This is a genomic window from Ignavibacteriales bacterium, assembly GCA_026390595.1.
Lineage (GTDB): Bacteria > Bacteroidota > Ignavibacteria > UBA10030 > UBA10030 > UBA9647.
The window spans coordinates 16706-33365 of record JAPLFQ010000003.1 but is presented as its reverse complement, the minus strand read 5'-3'; the positions used below and the strand labels follow the sequence as shown (position 1 = coordinate 33365).

The window sequence follows — 16660 nt, the reverse complement described above, 5'->3', positions numbered from 1 at the left end:
GGACTGGTATTGCCTGGTCTGGCTCAATATGGATTGATCGCATCTGACAAAGGACCATGCCTTTGCATGGTGATTTACCAAAGGGAAAAAGACGTATGAATTTCAGCGTATTATCCAGATCACTCTTATGCCTCTTGCTTTGGATCATGACCAGCCGGTTGAATGCTCAGGATTCCGTTGATGCTACAACACTGTATGGCAAGTATATGTGTGGTTACCAAGGCTGGTTTCGCGCAAACGGAGACGGTGCCAACAAGGGGTGGGTTCATTGGTTTTCAAGTACCACCGATCCTTCTGCCTCCAAAGTGCGTGTCGAACTATTTCCTGATCTAAGGGAATTGGACGCCGACGAGTTGTTTAGCACCAACCTGCGTTACAGCGAAGGGAGTACGGTGAAGCTTTATTCACCGCACATCGAGAAGACTGTGGTGCGTCATTTCAAGTGGATGAAGGAAAATGACATAGACGGCGTTTGGTTCCAACGCTTTAGCGCACCTCATATTGGATTGAACGATCCATTTAACCGTGTTCTGATGAATTGCCGCAAGGGCGCAGAGACCTACGGACGTGTGTTTGTTGTTATGTACGACATCTCCAGCAATAAAGAGCCTACACTCGTTGAGGATATCAAAAATGATTGGATGCATTTAGTTGATGTAATTAAGATCACCGAAAGTCCTCGCTATCTGCGGCATAAAGGAAAACCGCTTGTTTCCATCTGGGGGTTTGGTTGTGACGGCAGGCCAGGTACTGCAGAACAGGCTGCTGCGTTGATCAATTGGTTCCAGAAAGACGCGCCTGCTAAATACCAGGCGACATTCATGGGCGGTGTCAATGGCAGTACCGGCTCAAGTCACTGGAGTTTGCAGCCAGAACCATGGGCATCGGTTTTTCGGTCAATGGACGTTATCAGCCCATGGACAGTTGGCCGCTATTCGGACACAACCTCAGCAGATAGTTGGAAAGAGAACACGATGATACCCGATATCGCTATAGCGGCTGCTGCTGGGAAAGATTACTTGCCAGTAATTTGGCCAGGCTTCTCCTGGTATAACATGAAAGCTGGTCCCCAAAATCAGATACCTCGAAGGGGTGGAAAATTTCTCTGGAGACAGGCATACAATGCCATAGAAGCGGGAGCGAACATGCTGTACGGGGCTATGTTTGATGAAGTCGATGAAGGCACCGCCATATACAAAGCTTGCCCGAAGAGATCTATGGCACCAGTCGATCCATACTGGCTGACATTAGATGCCGACGGTTATGACCTGCCGAGCGATTGGTATCTTCGACTCTCCGGTTTGGCGAAGAAGATGCTGAACCGACAGATCCCACTCTCAAAGACAATGCCGCTCGTTCCACCACCGATTCAAGGGGGAACAAGATACAGACTCCAAACATACATAGTGGGTGAAGGCCAAGTCCAAACTGCCGGTTCTGAAACAGTTCTCATATCTCCTTCGGACACATCGTACTTCGTCGGCACGCGGGTTGTCTTCACGGCCCAGCCCGCGCTAGGCTGGAAGTTTGATGGATGGAGCGGCGACCTGACGGGGACATCGAATCCTGATTCAGTGTTGATGGATGCAAACAAAGCTATTACGGCAACATTCAGTCAGATTCCGGCAGGGCAGTTTGAGATCAGGAGAAGCACCGTGGGCTCTGGTGTTGTGGTGGCAGAACCATCAGGGCCGTATTATAGCAGCGGCACCATTGTAACACTGCGTGCGCGGCCGGCATGGGACAGCATGCTTGACGGATGGAGCGGAGATGCGAGCGGAACAGACACCGTTGTGACCATAACGATGAACGGTCACAAGAGTGTGACGGCGACGTTCAGGCGTCTGAAGACATGCGGACTTATTGTTCGCCCCGCTCTGCACGGGAGCGTTGGGCTGGAGCCGTCGGGAGGATCGTACGCGGAAGGGTCGCGAGTGCAGCTGCGTGCTCAAGCCGAAACGGGGTGGGAGTTCCATGAATGGACGGGAGATGTAAACGGCACGACAAATCCACAGAATGTTACCCTGAATGAGAACAAGGAAGTAAAGGCAGTCTTTCGGAAGATCGGAGGGGGTGTACGATCCTCCGGCGCAATACACGACAGTTACGTGCAGGGGGCTTTCAGCGCCTCGAGGAACTTTAATGCAGACAGTCTCTTGCGTGTGCGGGAAGGAACCTCGGACCTCAACCGGTATCGGGCGTATGTGCAGTTTGATGTAAGCGGTGTGACGGGAAATGTTCTCGGTGCTGTCTTGAAGATGCGCGTGCGGCCTGTCGGACTTCCGGATGGCAAGGGGATCAAGGCTGGAGTGTATGCTGTAAGCTCAGACACTTGGACGGAAACAGCGTTGAATTGGAACGGAGCACCGTCGGCGGGGACATTGATTGATTCAGCAACGGTGGGTTCGGTGGGGATGGAATATTCCTGGGATGTTGGAACCTACGTCGCTCGCGAAGTCGCTGGGGACAAAAAGGTGAGTTTGATGCTGAAGGACTACGCGGCCATGGATAAGCGGATCGATTTTGAGAGACGGGAAGATGGAAAGGGACCGGTGCTGTTGATCCTGACGAATACGCCGGTGGGGATAGAGAAAGAAGAAATCGTGCCTACACGGTACGCACTGCATCAAAATTATCCCAATCCCTTCAATCCCGAAACATCAATTGGATTCGACCTGCCAAAAGAAGGATGGATATCGTTGAAGGTGTACGACAGCCTGGGAAGGGAAGTTGCAACATTGGTCGATCAGCAGATGCGACAGGGAATTCACCAGGTTCGATGGAATGCCAGCGCGATGCCGAGTGGTGTCTATGTATGTCAATTGAAAGCAGGGACGTTTGCCGGTACAATCAAAGTGCTCTTGATGAAATGAGTGCCACGTTGGGGTGCTGATGTTCTTGTTGTATGAACCGATAGGACTACGGTAAGACCCTGCCAACCGTAGAGCAAGGGGTGGTCGCTGGCTGGGAGGCGAAGCGATAAGCCGCCCCACCGTGTAGCCAGAAAGGGAGCTATAGATACGTGACGCGATATCTTAGAATACTCTTTGTCTTCTGGTCGGTCTGGCTGAGTCCCCTCGCGGCGCAGAACGTAAATATCCTCGATGCGTACAACGGGGATTTTGAGTCTGGGCTGGCTCAATGGCGATTCTTCGAAGTGCCGACGCCTCTCGGCAGTACTGCAACTGTTGTGACATCTGACGTGGCGAGAGGCATAAAGGCCGTGAAGCTTGTCTTTGCTGCATCCGACGCTTCTCTGCTCGATCGTGCGCTCGATAACTGGGATACGAACGTCCCGGTTGTGGAAAACCAAAAGTACACGGTGAGCGTGCAGGCGAAGACCTCGTCGCCAGGCACATTGAAACTGCATATTACGTTTGGTTTCTTCAACGAAAGCCGGTCTGTCCTGAGCGAGGGAAGCAAGGACTTCGCGCTGACCGGCAGCTATCAGACATTCAGTATGGACGGCACAGCACCTTCGTCGGCTGTTTACTGTTGGATTGCGCTTCGCCTGAGTGATGGGAGCGGACAGAAAGCTGCCGGGACGTTGTTTCTGGATGATGCCCGACTGATTGGCGCCCGTGTTGAACCGCCCCCGCCGCTTGTACCCCGCGTTGTTCCGGTAACGCTTCCTTCCGATGATGTCCCAATCGCGAGTCTCGTTGTCACTGAATCACCCTACAATGCGAAACAGGATGGTACTGTCGATGCAACGACTCCTTTTCAGCAAGCGATCGACAATGCGGCGAGTCGCGGTGGAGGTGTGGTCTTTATCCCTGCCGGAAAGTACCGATTCGACGGAAGCCTGACCTTAAAAGAGAAAGTGACGCTGCGGGGAGACTGGCAGAGTCCGCAAGACGGGGGTGCCGGCATGGGGACGATCTTGCAGGTCTATGGCGGACGCGGAAGCGAGACGGGCACGCCCTTTCTGACCATCCATCGGGGGAGTGGCGTCAAGAATCTTACAGTCTGGTATCCTGCACAAACGATATCGGTTGTGCCATATCCCTGGACAATCTTTTGTCTTCCGAGTTTTTCTTCCGGAGGGAGTGACAATACCTCCGTCATCAACGTGACGCTGGTGAATCCATATCAGGCGATCAAGATCGGACCGGCATCAAACGAGCTGCACTATATCCGTAACGTATACGGCACTCCGTTAAAGACCGGCATCTGGCTGTCTCAAACAACCGACATCGGTCGAATCATCAATGTGCATTTCGAGCCGAAGTACTGGAGCGGCTCCGCGCTGAGCAACTCGCCAAGCGAGGCGTCCATCAAAGTGTGGACGCAAGCCAACGGCGAAGGAATTGCCATGGGGCGCTCCGATTGGGAATACATGTACGACATCTCGCTGATTGGCTACAAAACCGGCGTCCGCATTTTCCGATATGATCCCTCGGGCCCGGCAGCGAATGGCGTCATCTATGGTTTGCGCACGGAAGAAGGAGAAGTTGGCATCAAATTCGAGATGGGGAATCCGTACGGTTTTGCCATCACGAATTCGACGATCAATGCGTCAGCCGGGGCTTCCCCCGTGTGTGTGCTGGCGACGAATACTTTTTCGACGGTTGCGCAGTTCAATACGTGTTCGTTCGGTGGAAGCCCGAAAACTGCAGTCTTGTTCGAGGACAATTCGACGGCACGAATGACCTTTCAGAATTGCACGTTTGCTGATTGGGGTTATCAGGGTGGCGATGCAGCGGTCAGGCTTCAGAATGGATCGGTTGCAATTCTCGGGTCTGAATTCAAAAAAGATAAACCGCACGTCTATCTGGGATCCAGCGTACAGAACGCGCAAATACTCGACAATGTGGTTCCCTCGAAGCTCAACATTTCAAATTTGAGCGCGGGTGAAGTCGCCATTTCACAAGAACCCTTGGGAATGCCGAAGCTGAGTGCGCCGCCACACCAATTTGCCGCCGAGCGCAAACCTGCGACGAATGCACTGTTTGTCGTCTCCACCTATGGTGCGGTTGGCGACAAGTCAACGGACGATACACCGGCGTTCCAGGCTGCGTTGGATGCAGCAGGGCAGGCCGGCGGTGGGACGGTGTATGTGCCTGCCGGATGGTACAAGATTGCGTCGCACCTGAATGTTCCGCCCAGGGTGGAATTGCGTGGCATATGGGATGTGCCGCATCATACAATTTCGCAGGGGTCTGTGCTGCTCGCTTCGGAAGGGAACGGGAATGCCGGTGGTACACCGTTCATCACGCTTCAACAGAATTCAGGCGTGCGCGGTTTGACGATCTGGTATCCTGACCAAAACTACGTTGCGTTCCCCTGGACAATTCGCGTGGGAGGCGCGCATTGCTGGGTGAAAGACGTTGTGCTCGCGAACTCCTACCAGGGAATCGACCTGGCCACCGTTCCGTCGCCAAACCACTGGGTGAGCTACGTTGGCGGCTCGCCCCTGAAGACAGGCATATATGTGAGCAACAATACCGGAGAAGGCTGGATCGAGAACGTTCAGTTCAACTCGCACTATTGGGACAGAAGCACCGGCTACCCAAAGAATGTCAGCCCGAATCCAAGCAGTCCGACCGCTTACCAGCAATCCAATCTCGATGCGTTGAAAATCGGTTCTTGTTCCTATGAACATCAGGCGGGAAACTTTGTTTTTGCCGCCCGGTGCGGATTGTATTTTGTGAATGACGGCGGCGCGTGCAAATCGGATGTGTTCATGCATGGAACAGATGCCGGTTCGTATGGCATCTCGGTGGAAAGTCCTGTCGGTTCGCAACTCAATTTCATCAATTCCCAGCTTGTTCTCACGGCTGCAACATCGCAGGCGTACATACACACCGGTTCCGACTTCGCCGGCACCGCGGGGTTCTTCAACACGCTTGAATGGGGAAATCAAAGCGGAGCGACAGCAAGTATCAATGGAACCGGGACGGTGAGCCTGCAACAGGTGAACACCTCCGCATCCGGTATCACGCTTTCGGGCGGAGTGAGCGGTGTCCACAATGTAGCAATGTCGCAATCTCTCACTCCGCAATTCACGATCGGGTCTGGCATTGTGTCATCCACCATTTTTGGAAACTACGCGCCGGGCGGATTTCAGATGTCAAACGCTGCAGGCGACAAGGTGGAGGCGGACTATAATTATGTCCGGATGAAGGGAGCCTACGGTTTCGCCACAGGCTGGGAGTCCGCAGATCCGCAGAACCAATGGAATGACATGCTCTATAGTTCGGAGAATGTCGCACCATTTCCCGGCTCGACTCGTCCTCGCTGCGGCGCTGTGGGCATCGACGGAGGTAAGGCTCTGATTGTGAGCGGTCGTGACAGCAGCGCATCTGTCTCGTCGATCTATTTCAAAGTGTTCAAAACGAAAGTGCGGGTTTTTGCGTCGACTGTCCTGATCTATTCTTTGAATCCTCAGACTGAGCTGGGGCGGCGGATTCACGTCGATCTCCTTTTCACGGATGGGAGCCGGCTGACCGAATTGAAGGCGACTGCAAACGACTCTCTCCCTCTTTCCGTTCCGCGCGGCGTTTTGCAGCGATGGACGAAAGTCGTCTGCCCGGTGGGGAGTTTTGCTGAGGGTAAGCAGATTCAGGAGATTCTCGTTGGGTACAGCAATCCATCCGGTGAGGGCGATTTCAGCGCTTATCTTGATAGTCTGGAGCTGCGCCTTACCGGAGGCATACCGGCCCCCTGGTCAAGATCCGATCTCGGCGGTTCTTCGAAAGGAAGTGCTGTTCTCGAGAATGGACTATGGTACGTGCTGGGCGCGGGAAGGGGACTGATGTACGGCGGCGACAATTTCAATTTCCTTTCCCAACCGTTCAGCGGCAACGTCTGCATCACAGCCAGGCTCGAGACACAAGAGCAAGTGATGGGAGGTTCGTTTGCCGGAGTGATGATTCGGGAGTCGCAGGATGTGAGCTCGCGTTTCGTGATGCTGGGCCTCTATCCTCAATTTGGGATGCAATCTTCCTTCCGGGTGTCTCCGACGGCTCCAGTCCAATCGATCACGCACGATGCATACGGCAAGAACGCCCCGCGCTGGCTCCGGGTCGTTCGCTCGGGAAACCTCTTCACGACCTACACATCACAGGACGGCATTGTATGGCAAGACACCCTGTATCGACTCACTGTCCCAATGGATCCGGCCGTGGCGGTGGGACTGGCTGCGGGCTCCGGATCGACGAGCGAAACCATGGACTCGCGGTTTTCATCGGTGATTGTTTCGATCAATCCGCCGACGAGTGTGGGCGACGTGAGGGCACAAGTTCCTCAGGAATTCCAACTCTATCAGAATTACCCTAATCCATTCAATCCATCGACCATGATCCGCTACGCACTACCCCGGCGCAGCAACGTCGACATTGAAGTATTCAACATGATGGGACAGAATATCGCGTTGCTCGTCCATGATAGTCAAGCAGCCGGAGCGTACCAGGTTCTGTGGAATGGAGTGAATAGTGCCGGAATGCAGGTGGCGAGCGGGGTGTATATCTGTCGAATGCGGGTACGGGGTGATTCCGATGGGCAGTCGGATGGTCAGCTCTTTACAAAGAAATTACTTCTGGTGAGATAGGAGAAGCACATGACACTTAACAATCATTCGGGAGAAATAATGAAAACTGTTCGCACTTGGGTACGCACTGCTCTGAGCGTGGTGTTGTTCACTTTGCTCATCGGCATAGTCGTAGGAGCAGGGGAAGTAACCGCGCCGACAACCATCACACCGGTCGTGAAGCTCAATATTGGAGAAGCAGCGCGCAAAGCTGCGAAAACTGCTATCGCACGAGAAATTCTGCCTGGCGAGATTCCGGGAATTCGCAGCACCATGATCTCGCTGGCACCTGGTGTAACGCACCGCGAGCAGGCGTCCACCAAGGAAGATCGAGTATTCCTCGTGCTTTCCGGCAAAGGAATGATCACTGCGAAGGGGAAAGGACATCCGGTTGCGAAAGAAGCCATTGCGCATTTTCCGATGGGTTGGAGTGTGGACATGAAAGCGAGCGGTCCCCAGGGGCTCGATGTCCTCATCTTGCGTCTTACAATTACTCCCGTGGACCGGGAGAACCTCGCAGCCCACACGGACCTGAACAGCGTAGCGTACGTGAAGTCATTCAGTGAATGCGAACCGTACGGTGAAGCGATCAAGAGCCCCAAAACCGTGAGCCGCACGCTGCTTCCGAAGAACATTGTCCCGCGCATGGCAGTTGGTACAGTGGAAACTACTGGTCCCGACACGGTAAAACGCCATCGGCACCCGATGCTGGAACAGTATTTCCTGGGGCTCGAACACAATGATATTACGGTCCTATCCGACAGCGCGAGGACGGCTCTGAAAGAACACGAACTCTTCCACATTCCCTCGGGGAGTGATCATGGTTCTGTGGTTGCTGAAGGCAGGAAGCTCTATTACGTCTGGATGGACTTCTTCCAGGATGAGAAGGGCATGGAGTGGTTGAAAACGCACAAGTCACTTACGCCAGGAAAGAATCCATAGGCCGCTTGGCAGTGTCGGTCGTTCAAAGAAAAGAGTATGCGGTGGAAGAACTGGTCGGGGCTGATTGAAAAAAGAAATTGAACCCACTTCGGACAATGGTAAGAAATATGGCCACAACGAGGGAAACAAATAAATTACAGACCGTCATGAAACAACTATATCACAAAGCAGCCGCCTTGCTGGTTGCCGGGGTATTTTCTACGACTACTGTGGCTTATGGACAGAATGAAAGGTATCCAAATGTACTGTTGATAATGACCGACCAGCAGGCATGGAATGCAGTTGGTTATTCAGGAAACAAAATGATCAAAACGCCACATTTGGACAAATTGGCAAGCGAAGGAGTTAATTTTAGTCAGGCGATTACACCATGCCCGGTTTGCGTACCTGCCCGTACCTCTATTTTAACTGGACGATTAACGGAGACAACGACAATACGAGAAAATCATGATGTCGAAACAGGGGAATGTTATTATCCCACTTTCGATGAAATTCTTGCGAAAAGGGGATATTCCACCGAAGTATACGGCAAATTTCATTCGCCGGAACACATGGCGAGAGTTTATATGAACCCTCCGGTACAAGGATTGACAGGCACTGCCCCTATTGTTCAGTGGGAACCCATTTATGTGAAATACATTCAGGAGCATTTCAAAACAAGATCCTTGAAACCTGGTGAAATGTACGAAACGACGTTCTATGGTGGCGTTGTTCCTTACAAACTTGATCCGACCGACCGGTATTATAAATATTTGCCAACGGGCATAATACCTGAAGAGGAACGAAAACAAAAATTGAGTCAGGCTGATGTCCATGGAGTGCTCGATTTGCCAGTCGATTATACAATTACTGCAGTGCAAGGCAGGCAAACGGTTGCGGCATTGGAACGGCTGAAAGACAAAAACTTCGTCCTCACTTGCTCCTTTCACTGTCCCCATGTGCCAATAACTCCCTCCGAACCTTATGCATCGATGTATAAGGCGAAGGATATGGTGACTCCTGTTTCAATTCAAGACCGAAGGGAGAATTCACCGTACAATCCCGGCAAAATAGATTCGCCTTATAATGAAAAAGACAAAGTGCAATACATGACCGCGAATTACTATGCATTTGTTACTGAAATTGATGATTGGGTTGGAAAGATTCTGAATAAATTGGATGAACTGCAATTAACTGACAATACGTTGGTCATATTTGTTTCCGATCACGGTGAAATGCTGGGAGCTCATGGAATGCGTGGTAAGTTTTGTTTTTATGAAGAATCTGTTCGGGTACCGTTTTTAGTTCGCCACCCAGGCAAAATAAAAGCTGGTCAAACCATTTCAACTCCGGTTTCAGTGCTCAATATTTTCCCGACAATTCTCGATTATGCCGGAGTCAAATCAATCCCGACTGATGGTTATTCTCTCAAAGGTGTCATGGAGGGTACCCAATCTCCAAAATACGACTTTGCTGTTTCCGAATGGCAGTGGTCAAATGGTAGTGTCCCGTCAATAATGATTCGCACAGAACGTTGGAAGTTGATGACTACGCATCGACACGGCGGCAAAAATATTGAAGCTCTTTTTGATTTGAAAAACGATCCGTTTGAACTGAACAATCTTTTAGGCACAAATCCTGAACGGTTTAAGAACAAAGAGATAGCCGAAGAATTACGCTCACAATTAGTAGCGTATTTGAAGGATGCTAACTACCCGCTTGTAAAAGGAGTTGGGGAAAGAAATCTAGTCCGATAATAAGCTGGTATGAATTCAAGGGATATAATGAACTCAGTAACGTCCGGCTATACGTTGAACAAATCCAATTGGCTGAGTATTGATGGTTCCTCAGATTCATGCTGTGCATTGCTATGCGCTTGAAAAACAGAAAGTGAACTCACCCTATTGGAATGAGGCAAACAGCGCTCTGCGGCGCCGTGATGTTGTGGTAACACGAAGTGTTGTGCTCGGAGCATGTGGCAGTTCATCGCACGGAGATATGTCATAATAAAAAGCGTGGAGGACTTGCTATTATGAAGAACATCCGGAGCTTCTGAGAGTCATGAAAAGGAAAAGTATGCGCCCGTTGGCAAAGGATACTGGAATGTTCGTTCTTGTCTTCTTCAGTTTCATAGTAATATCCAGTGAGACACTCGCGGCGCAAACAAAAACGATAACGCCGACAGGGGGGGGAGATGATTATGCGATCATCCAGAATGCTGTTAATGGACTCGGATTCGGAGAAACGATCATCTTGAACGGTAATTTTATCATAAGAAATACGATCGTACTCAAATCGAACATACTATGGGTGTTGAATGGGAGTATTCAACTGGGCAAGGCTGTAAACAGAACAATGATTACAGATCCAGCTGCAGGTGCTACGAATATACATATGAGCGGCGGGGTCTACGATGGTAATTTGGCAAATCAGACGACAGAAGGGAGTTGCATCAATTTCCAAAAAGTGACTTATTCGCATTTTTCTGATTTTACCACTCAGAATTACGGAAAAGGCTTTACGTTTGAACTTGGTTGCAACAATAATATTTGCGACAGGCTTGTGGGAAAACATCACGGCAAAAAAATATCAACTGTTGGAAATGGTCTTGGTGACAGGGGAGATCATAATACATGGAATGATTGTATCGCGGATAGTAACTGGTCCGACAACTTCATAATCAAATGTAAGGACAGCCGATTCAATCGGTGTATGGCACGAAATAGCGGAAGTGCGGTAGGATTCGGATTCTATGCTCGTGAGAACAGCAACCCGGACAAAGGAGCGGATGTAAGCAGAAACAAATTTTATGCGTGCGAGGCCTCTGGAAATGCGCATTCTGGATTTAGTCTCAACTGTCCAAATAACGGGCCTGGCGCAAAAATTGAGGATAATTATATCCAGGCAGTAATCTACAACAATTGCCGGGTACAAGATGTTTCATCGCAAGCGGGAATCTATTTGAGAAACAAAATAGCTGATGGCATATGCCAGCGCAATCAATTGGACATTTTGACGTACAACAATGGGTCACAAGGGGGGATTGGGTTCGAAGCAACATACCCCATCACAGGCTGTTCTGGTGTTATTGTCACTTATGACAACATCCCCTACGACGCGAATATTGGTGGAAACAATAATGTGTTCAATATCTTTGCTCCCAAGGGAACAACGAAAATAGTCGTTGAGTATGGTAACACGGTAAATTTCGTTGACAGCAGTTATCAAAGTTCTTGGGCGATCGAGAAATATCGTGGTCGGAGCTTGAGTAGTGCTGATCCAGCAACATCGCTTATTCCCTCGGCCTCTGAACTCAAGCAAAATTATCCCAATCCATTCAATCCATCGACCACGGTACGCTACGTACTACCCCGACGCAGCAACGTCGACATTGAAGTATTCAACATGATGGGACAGAAGATCTCGTTGCTCGTCCAGGATCGTCAGGCAGCCGGAGAGTACCAGGTTCTGTGGAATGGAGGGGATAATGCCGGAATGCAGGTGGCGAGTGGGGTGTACATTTGTCGGATGCGAGTGTGGGGTGATTCCGAGGGGGAATCAGATGGTCAGTTCTTCACAAAGAAATTACTTCTGGTTAGATAGGAACGACAAATCACATGTCGCGCACGAAGTGACTTGTCACGGGCGGGATTCACCCGTGCTGTTTAGAGTCGGGGTCACTGAGGGTCTCACAGAAAATGCTCTTGATCAAATAGCGGCGATTCCCTATGGGTTCATTGAATACAACTGATTATCTGGTCATTGCGGCCTACCTGCTCGTTCTGGTTGGACTGGGCTTCTATTTCAGGAAGCGGGCCTCCAGGAGCCTGGAGGATTACTTTCTGGGAGGAAAGCGATTGCCGTGGTGGGCGATGGGCATCTCGGGAATGGCATCGTACATGGACATGGCCGGGACAATGCTGATTGTTTCGTTTCTCTATTTGCTCGGACCACGCGGACTCTACGTGGAATTCCGAGGTGGTGCCGTGCTGGTCCTGGCGTTCATGATGGTGTGGACGGGCAAATGGCACTATCGATCGCGATGCATGACCGGAGCCGAGTGGATGGAATACCGCTTCGGCACAAATTGGGGCGGAAAGTTCGCCCGGTTTATTTCGGCGGTGGCAGTCATCACGACCACGGTCGGCATGCTCGCCTACATGATCAAAGCGCTCGGAATGTTTGTGTCGATGTTTCTGCCGTTTTCTCCAGCAGCCTGCGCGCTGGTAATGATCGCTGTGGCCACGCTTTATACGATTGTCTCCGGCTTCTACGGTGTCGTATACACCGACTTGTTCCAATCTGTGATTGTGATATCGGCAATCGTGCTTATCACGGTCCTGGCAGCGACGCATATCGCCGATGGGCCGAGCCTGGCCGCGGCGGCCCTACGCGTAACGGGTGATTCCCAATGGATGAGCTTTTCCCTTCCCTTGCATGCAACCATGCCGAAAGGATATGAAGTCTATCAGGACCTGACGTTGTTCGCGACCTTCTATTTTATTCGTAGCGCGTTTATCGGGATGTCTTCCGCCGGTGCCGATCCGAGGTATTTTGGCGCCCGCAGCGAGCGTGAGTGCGGAACCATGACGTTTCTCTGGACTTCACTTATGATGCTCCGCTGGCCGATGATGATCGGGCTGGCAATCATGGGACTGTTTCTGGTGAGCGGTCTCTTTCCCGACCAGACCGTGTTGTCACAGGTTGCCCACTTGATCAAGACACATATCCAGGGCATACCGAAAGAGCGATGGGCAGACACGCTGGCCGACATACAGAATTTCCCGGAGCGGTTTTCCCCCGATCTGGTCCAGGGAATTCAATCGCTGCTGCGTGACGACTGGCAGTCGAAGCTGCACCTGGTCAGCTACGAAGGGACCGTCAATGCGGAACGTATCATCCCGGCTGTGATTCTTCTCTATTTACCGGTAGGGATACGAGGTTTCATGCTCATCGCGTTTGTCGCTGCGGCTCTTTCTTCGTTCAATGCGAAGGTGAACTTGACGACGGGATACTTCACGCGTGATATTTATCAACGGCACATGAGACCCAGCGCAACGAACCGGGAGCTGATTGCATCTTCGTACCTGTTTGCCGCAATCCTGGTGCTCGCAGGTCTTTTCTTGGCATACAACATTCAAAGCATCAATCAGATCTGGGGGTGGATCATGATGGGATTGGGCGGCGGACTTGCCATACCGTCGTTGTTGACGTTCTACTGGTGGCGATTCAACGGAGGGGGGTTTGCGATCGGGACGACGGTGGGAATCGCCGCTGCGATTGCACAGTCCTTCATCTTGCCCGGCCTTCCCGAGTGGCAGCAGTTCGTGCTCGTGTCTATGGTATCGCTCACTGCAACTATTCTTGGGACGTACTTGACAGCGCCAACGGACGAAAAGGTGCTGAGACATTTCTACGATACAACCAGGCCGTTCGGATTTTGGAAACCGTGCCGGGAGAAGCTGGACCCGGCCGCGAGAGAAGCGATGCTCCGTGAGCACAGAGACGACCTCCTCGCAATACCGTTTGCCGTTGTCTGGCAGGTTACGCTCTTCCTGTTGCCCATGCAGCTCATGATCCGCTCGTTTTCGGCGTTTCAAGTTACGTTACCGGTGTTCGTTGTTTCCCTGCTTGGTTTGTATTGGTTCTGGTACAGACGCTTGCCGTCATCCAATCCAGGAGAGCAGATGAATGAACCGGAACAAGTGAAAGACAAGAAGGAGAACTAGAACCTATCTGAAAAAAGAAGATAAGAATCACGCCAAGGCGCAAAGTCGCTAAGAATCATATATATTAGATAGCTTTGCGTCTTTGCGACTTTGCCTGCCCGCCTCGGGAAATTCCAGAGACAGGCGGGCGTGAGGGTTTTTAGGATGGGTTCTGGGCCCTCTCAGCATCCTTGTCAGATCGATAATGCTCTGTTGAACAATCGCACCACTACCACGAGATAACCATGGCCGCTAAGAAGAAATACGAAACCCTACGCAACGACATCATCGCACACATCATGAAGCATGGTCTCAAGCAACATGATAAGTTGCCAACAGTGTCTGAACTGATCGAAAACTATGACGTCAGCTATGCGACCGTACACCGGACACTGATAGAGATGCAGAACGAAGGAATCATTACCAAACATCAGGGCAAAGGCCTCTATGTCAATCGCGTTCCCTCAAAGGCGATGAACAACAAGACCGTTGCGCTCATTATTCCGAAGGATTTCAGCGCCCATAGAATTATGCTCGATATTCTGACTGGAGTCAGGGATGCGCTCGAGAAAGCGAACATCAGCCTTCTCGTTTCCATCTCGAATATGAGCCTTGAAAAGGAAAAAGAAACGGTTGACAAACTCCTTGCCAAGCACGTGGATGGAATGATCGTTTTCATGGAAGATCACTATAAGCAGGACTACTCTCACATCAAGAGGCTCAAGGAGAAGAACTATCCCTTCGTACTGATCGACCGGTACATACCCGAACTCGAGACCGACTATGTGATCATCAACAATATCGATGCTATGGGCCGGGTTTGTTCCTACTTGCGGTACAACCGCTCATGCGATGACATCATCTTCATTCCTTCAAACGATTCCTCGGTTACTGCATCATCGTCGGATGAGAAGCAACTTGGGTACAAACGTGCCATCAAAATGCTGTATGGCAAGCCGGAAGGCACGGTCATGATGATTGATGACTTTGTCGATTCGATCGACACGCTTTGCGGGCGGCACAAGAATGTGGGGATTTGTCTCAACCATGACACGATGATACCGTACTTGCACAGGAAACTGGCTGAAGCCGGCAAAGGAGTTCCCGACAACTGCCACATTTTCGGGTATAACAACAGTTACGAGAAGCCATATTACCCCACGGTCGAACAATTCAATGATCAGATGGGCAGAAGAGCAGCAGAGATACTCATTGCAAAGCTCAAGAACACGAATCACCAGCTTACACAGTTACGATTGGATGCAAAGCTCATTTTGCCGAACGGCAATGGCGAGTACTCAATGGAGGATTGATCAAACTCAGGGATTTAGAGCCACGTTGCCTCGGGCGGGATGGAGAAAGAGTCCCACCATGCAGTGAGGAAGAAAGGCTACAACGCAGGGGCCAAACAAGGAAGCCATCGAAAGCAAGCATTCCAAAACAGCAGAAGGACTGTGGAGGTCATTGTGTGCAACCGGATACGATCGGCGGGGATCGTACTGATTCTCGCGCTTTTATGGTGGGGGGAGCAATCGTACGGACAGAGCGATACGCTGCGCTTCGCCTTTGTCTCCGACATGCATTTTGGCCAGACAACGCAGTCGGGAGAAACGCTGACGCCGGACATCTGGCTCCGCAAAGCTCTCGCGGGGATTGAGCGGAAGAAGGTGGAATTCATCTTTCTCGGTGGAGACTTGATCACGTCGAGCAATTCCGCGGAGCAGTATGCAATGTTCGACTCGGTCATGGTTACCGCCATACCGTGGTATCCGATGCCCGGCAATCACGACATCAGTGAAGGAGCCTCGGCAACGCTTGACAAGATCACGGCGTGGATCAGCCGTGGGTACGGCCGTGGCCCCAACAACAGGGAGTACTACGGCTTCGTGAAGAAGAATGTCGGAGCATTCTTCGTTCTCAATACGCAGGCGCACTATTCGACGAGCCCTGCGGTCGTGGCCCGCGCCGATTCGCAGCTGGCTGAGATGGACAGCTTCTTCACCGCCAATGCTTCTGTCCCCAACAAGTTTGTCTGCTCGCACATACCTCTGTTCATCAACGCGCAGAATGAGGACAGCACCGGCTACTTCTCGATTGGTCCAACGTACCGGAAGCGCGTCGTTGCGCTGATGAGCAAACACAATGCACAGTATTATCTCGCAGGCCACCGGCACGTGAACGCCGTCAAAACTGACGGCAGCATCACGGTCTACGCCAACACCGCGCTGAGCTTCCAGTTGAGGACCGGTAATCAGCGAGGATACTACATCTACACAGTCACATCCGGCTCGGTGAAAAGGGACTTCTACCCTTTATCATTGGAACCGGATGTGGTCCGATGGAAATGAATCCCGTACGGTGGTACACGAACCAATGACGAAGCGCTTCGACCTGTTGCGGTTCAGAGCGGGCACGTTTATCGAGAACAGCAAGATGGTTCTCATAAAATAAGCAGAGCTCAGGTGAAGGTAACCTTCTGCACGTCTGGATTTTCCCCTGA

General features: G+C 51.3%; 8 protein-coding genes. All 8 read left to right on the top strand.

Going from position 1 to position 16660, the window contains the following annotated elements; genetic code table 11:
* Positions 1-95 precede the first annotated feature (95 nt).
* Positions 96-2873, top strand: a complete 2778-nt coding sequence (locus NTU47_00165) for a DNRLRE domain-containing protein (GenBank protein MCX6132195.1) — start codon at positions 96-98, stop codon at positions 2871-2873.
* Between the two features lie 149 nt (positions 2874-3022).
* Positions 3023-7552: a glycosyl hydrolase family 28-related protein gene (locus NTU47_00160; protein MCX6132194.1), complete on the top strand. Its 4530-nt coding sequence runs from the start codon at positions 3023-3025 to the stop codon at positions 7550-7552.
* 39 nt (positions 7553-7591) lie between these two features.
* Entirely contained in the window at positions 7592-8473 is an 882-nt protein-coding gene (locus tag NTU47_00155; protein MCX6132193.1) for a cupin domain-containing protein, read from the top strand.
* A gap of 146 nt (positions 8474-8619) precedes the next feature.
* Positions 8620-10209, top strand: a complete 1590-nt coding sequence (locus NTU47_00150) for a sulfatase-like hydrolase/transferase (GenBank protein MCX6132192.1) — start codon at positions 8620-8622, stop codon at positions 10207-10209.
* Between the two features lie 304 nt (positions 10210-10513).
* Positions 10514-12055 (top strand): T9SS type A sorting domain-containing protein, encoded by a 1542-nt coding sequence (locus NTU47_00145; GenBank protein ID MCX6132191.1) that lies wholly within the window; start codon positions 10514-10516, stop codon positions 12053-12055.
* Between the two features lie 125 nt (positions 12056-12180).
* Positions 12181-14181 (top strand): hypothetical protein, encoded by a 2001-nt coding sequence (locus tag NTU47_00140; protein ID MCX6132190.1) that lies wholly within the window; start codon positions 12181-12183, stop codon positions 14179-14181.
* Positions 14182-14405: 224 nt separating this feature from the next.
* Positions 14406-15473 carry a GntR family transcriptional regulator gene (locus NTU47_00135; protein MCX6132189.1) on the top strand — a complete coding sequence of 356 codons (1068 nt, stop codon included), beginning with the start codon at positions 14406-14408 and terminating at the stop codon, positions 15471-15473.
* A 153-nt stretch (positions 15474-15626) separates the two neighbouring features.
* A complete protein-coding gene (locus tag NTU47_00130; GenBank protein ID MCX6132188.1) occupies positions 15627-16508 on the top strand; it encodes a metallophosphoesterase in 882 nt (293 codons plus the stop codon).
* Positions 16509-16660: the final 152 nt, after the last annotated feature.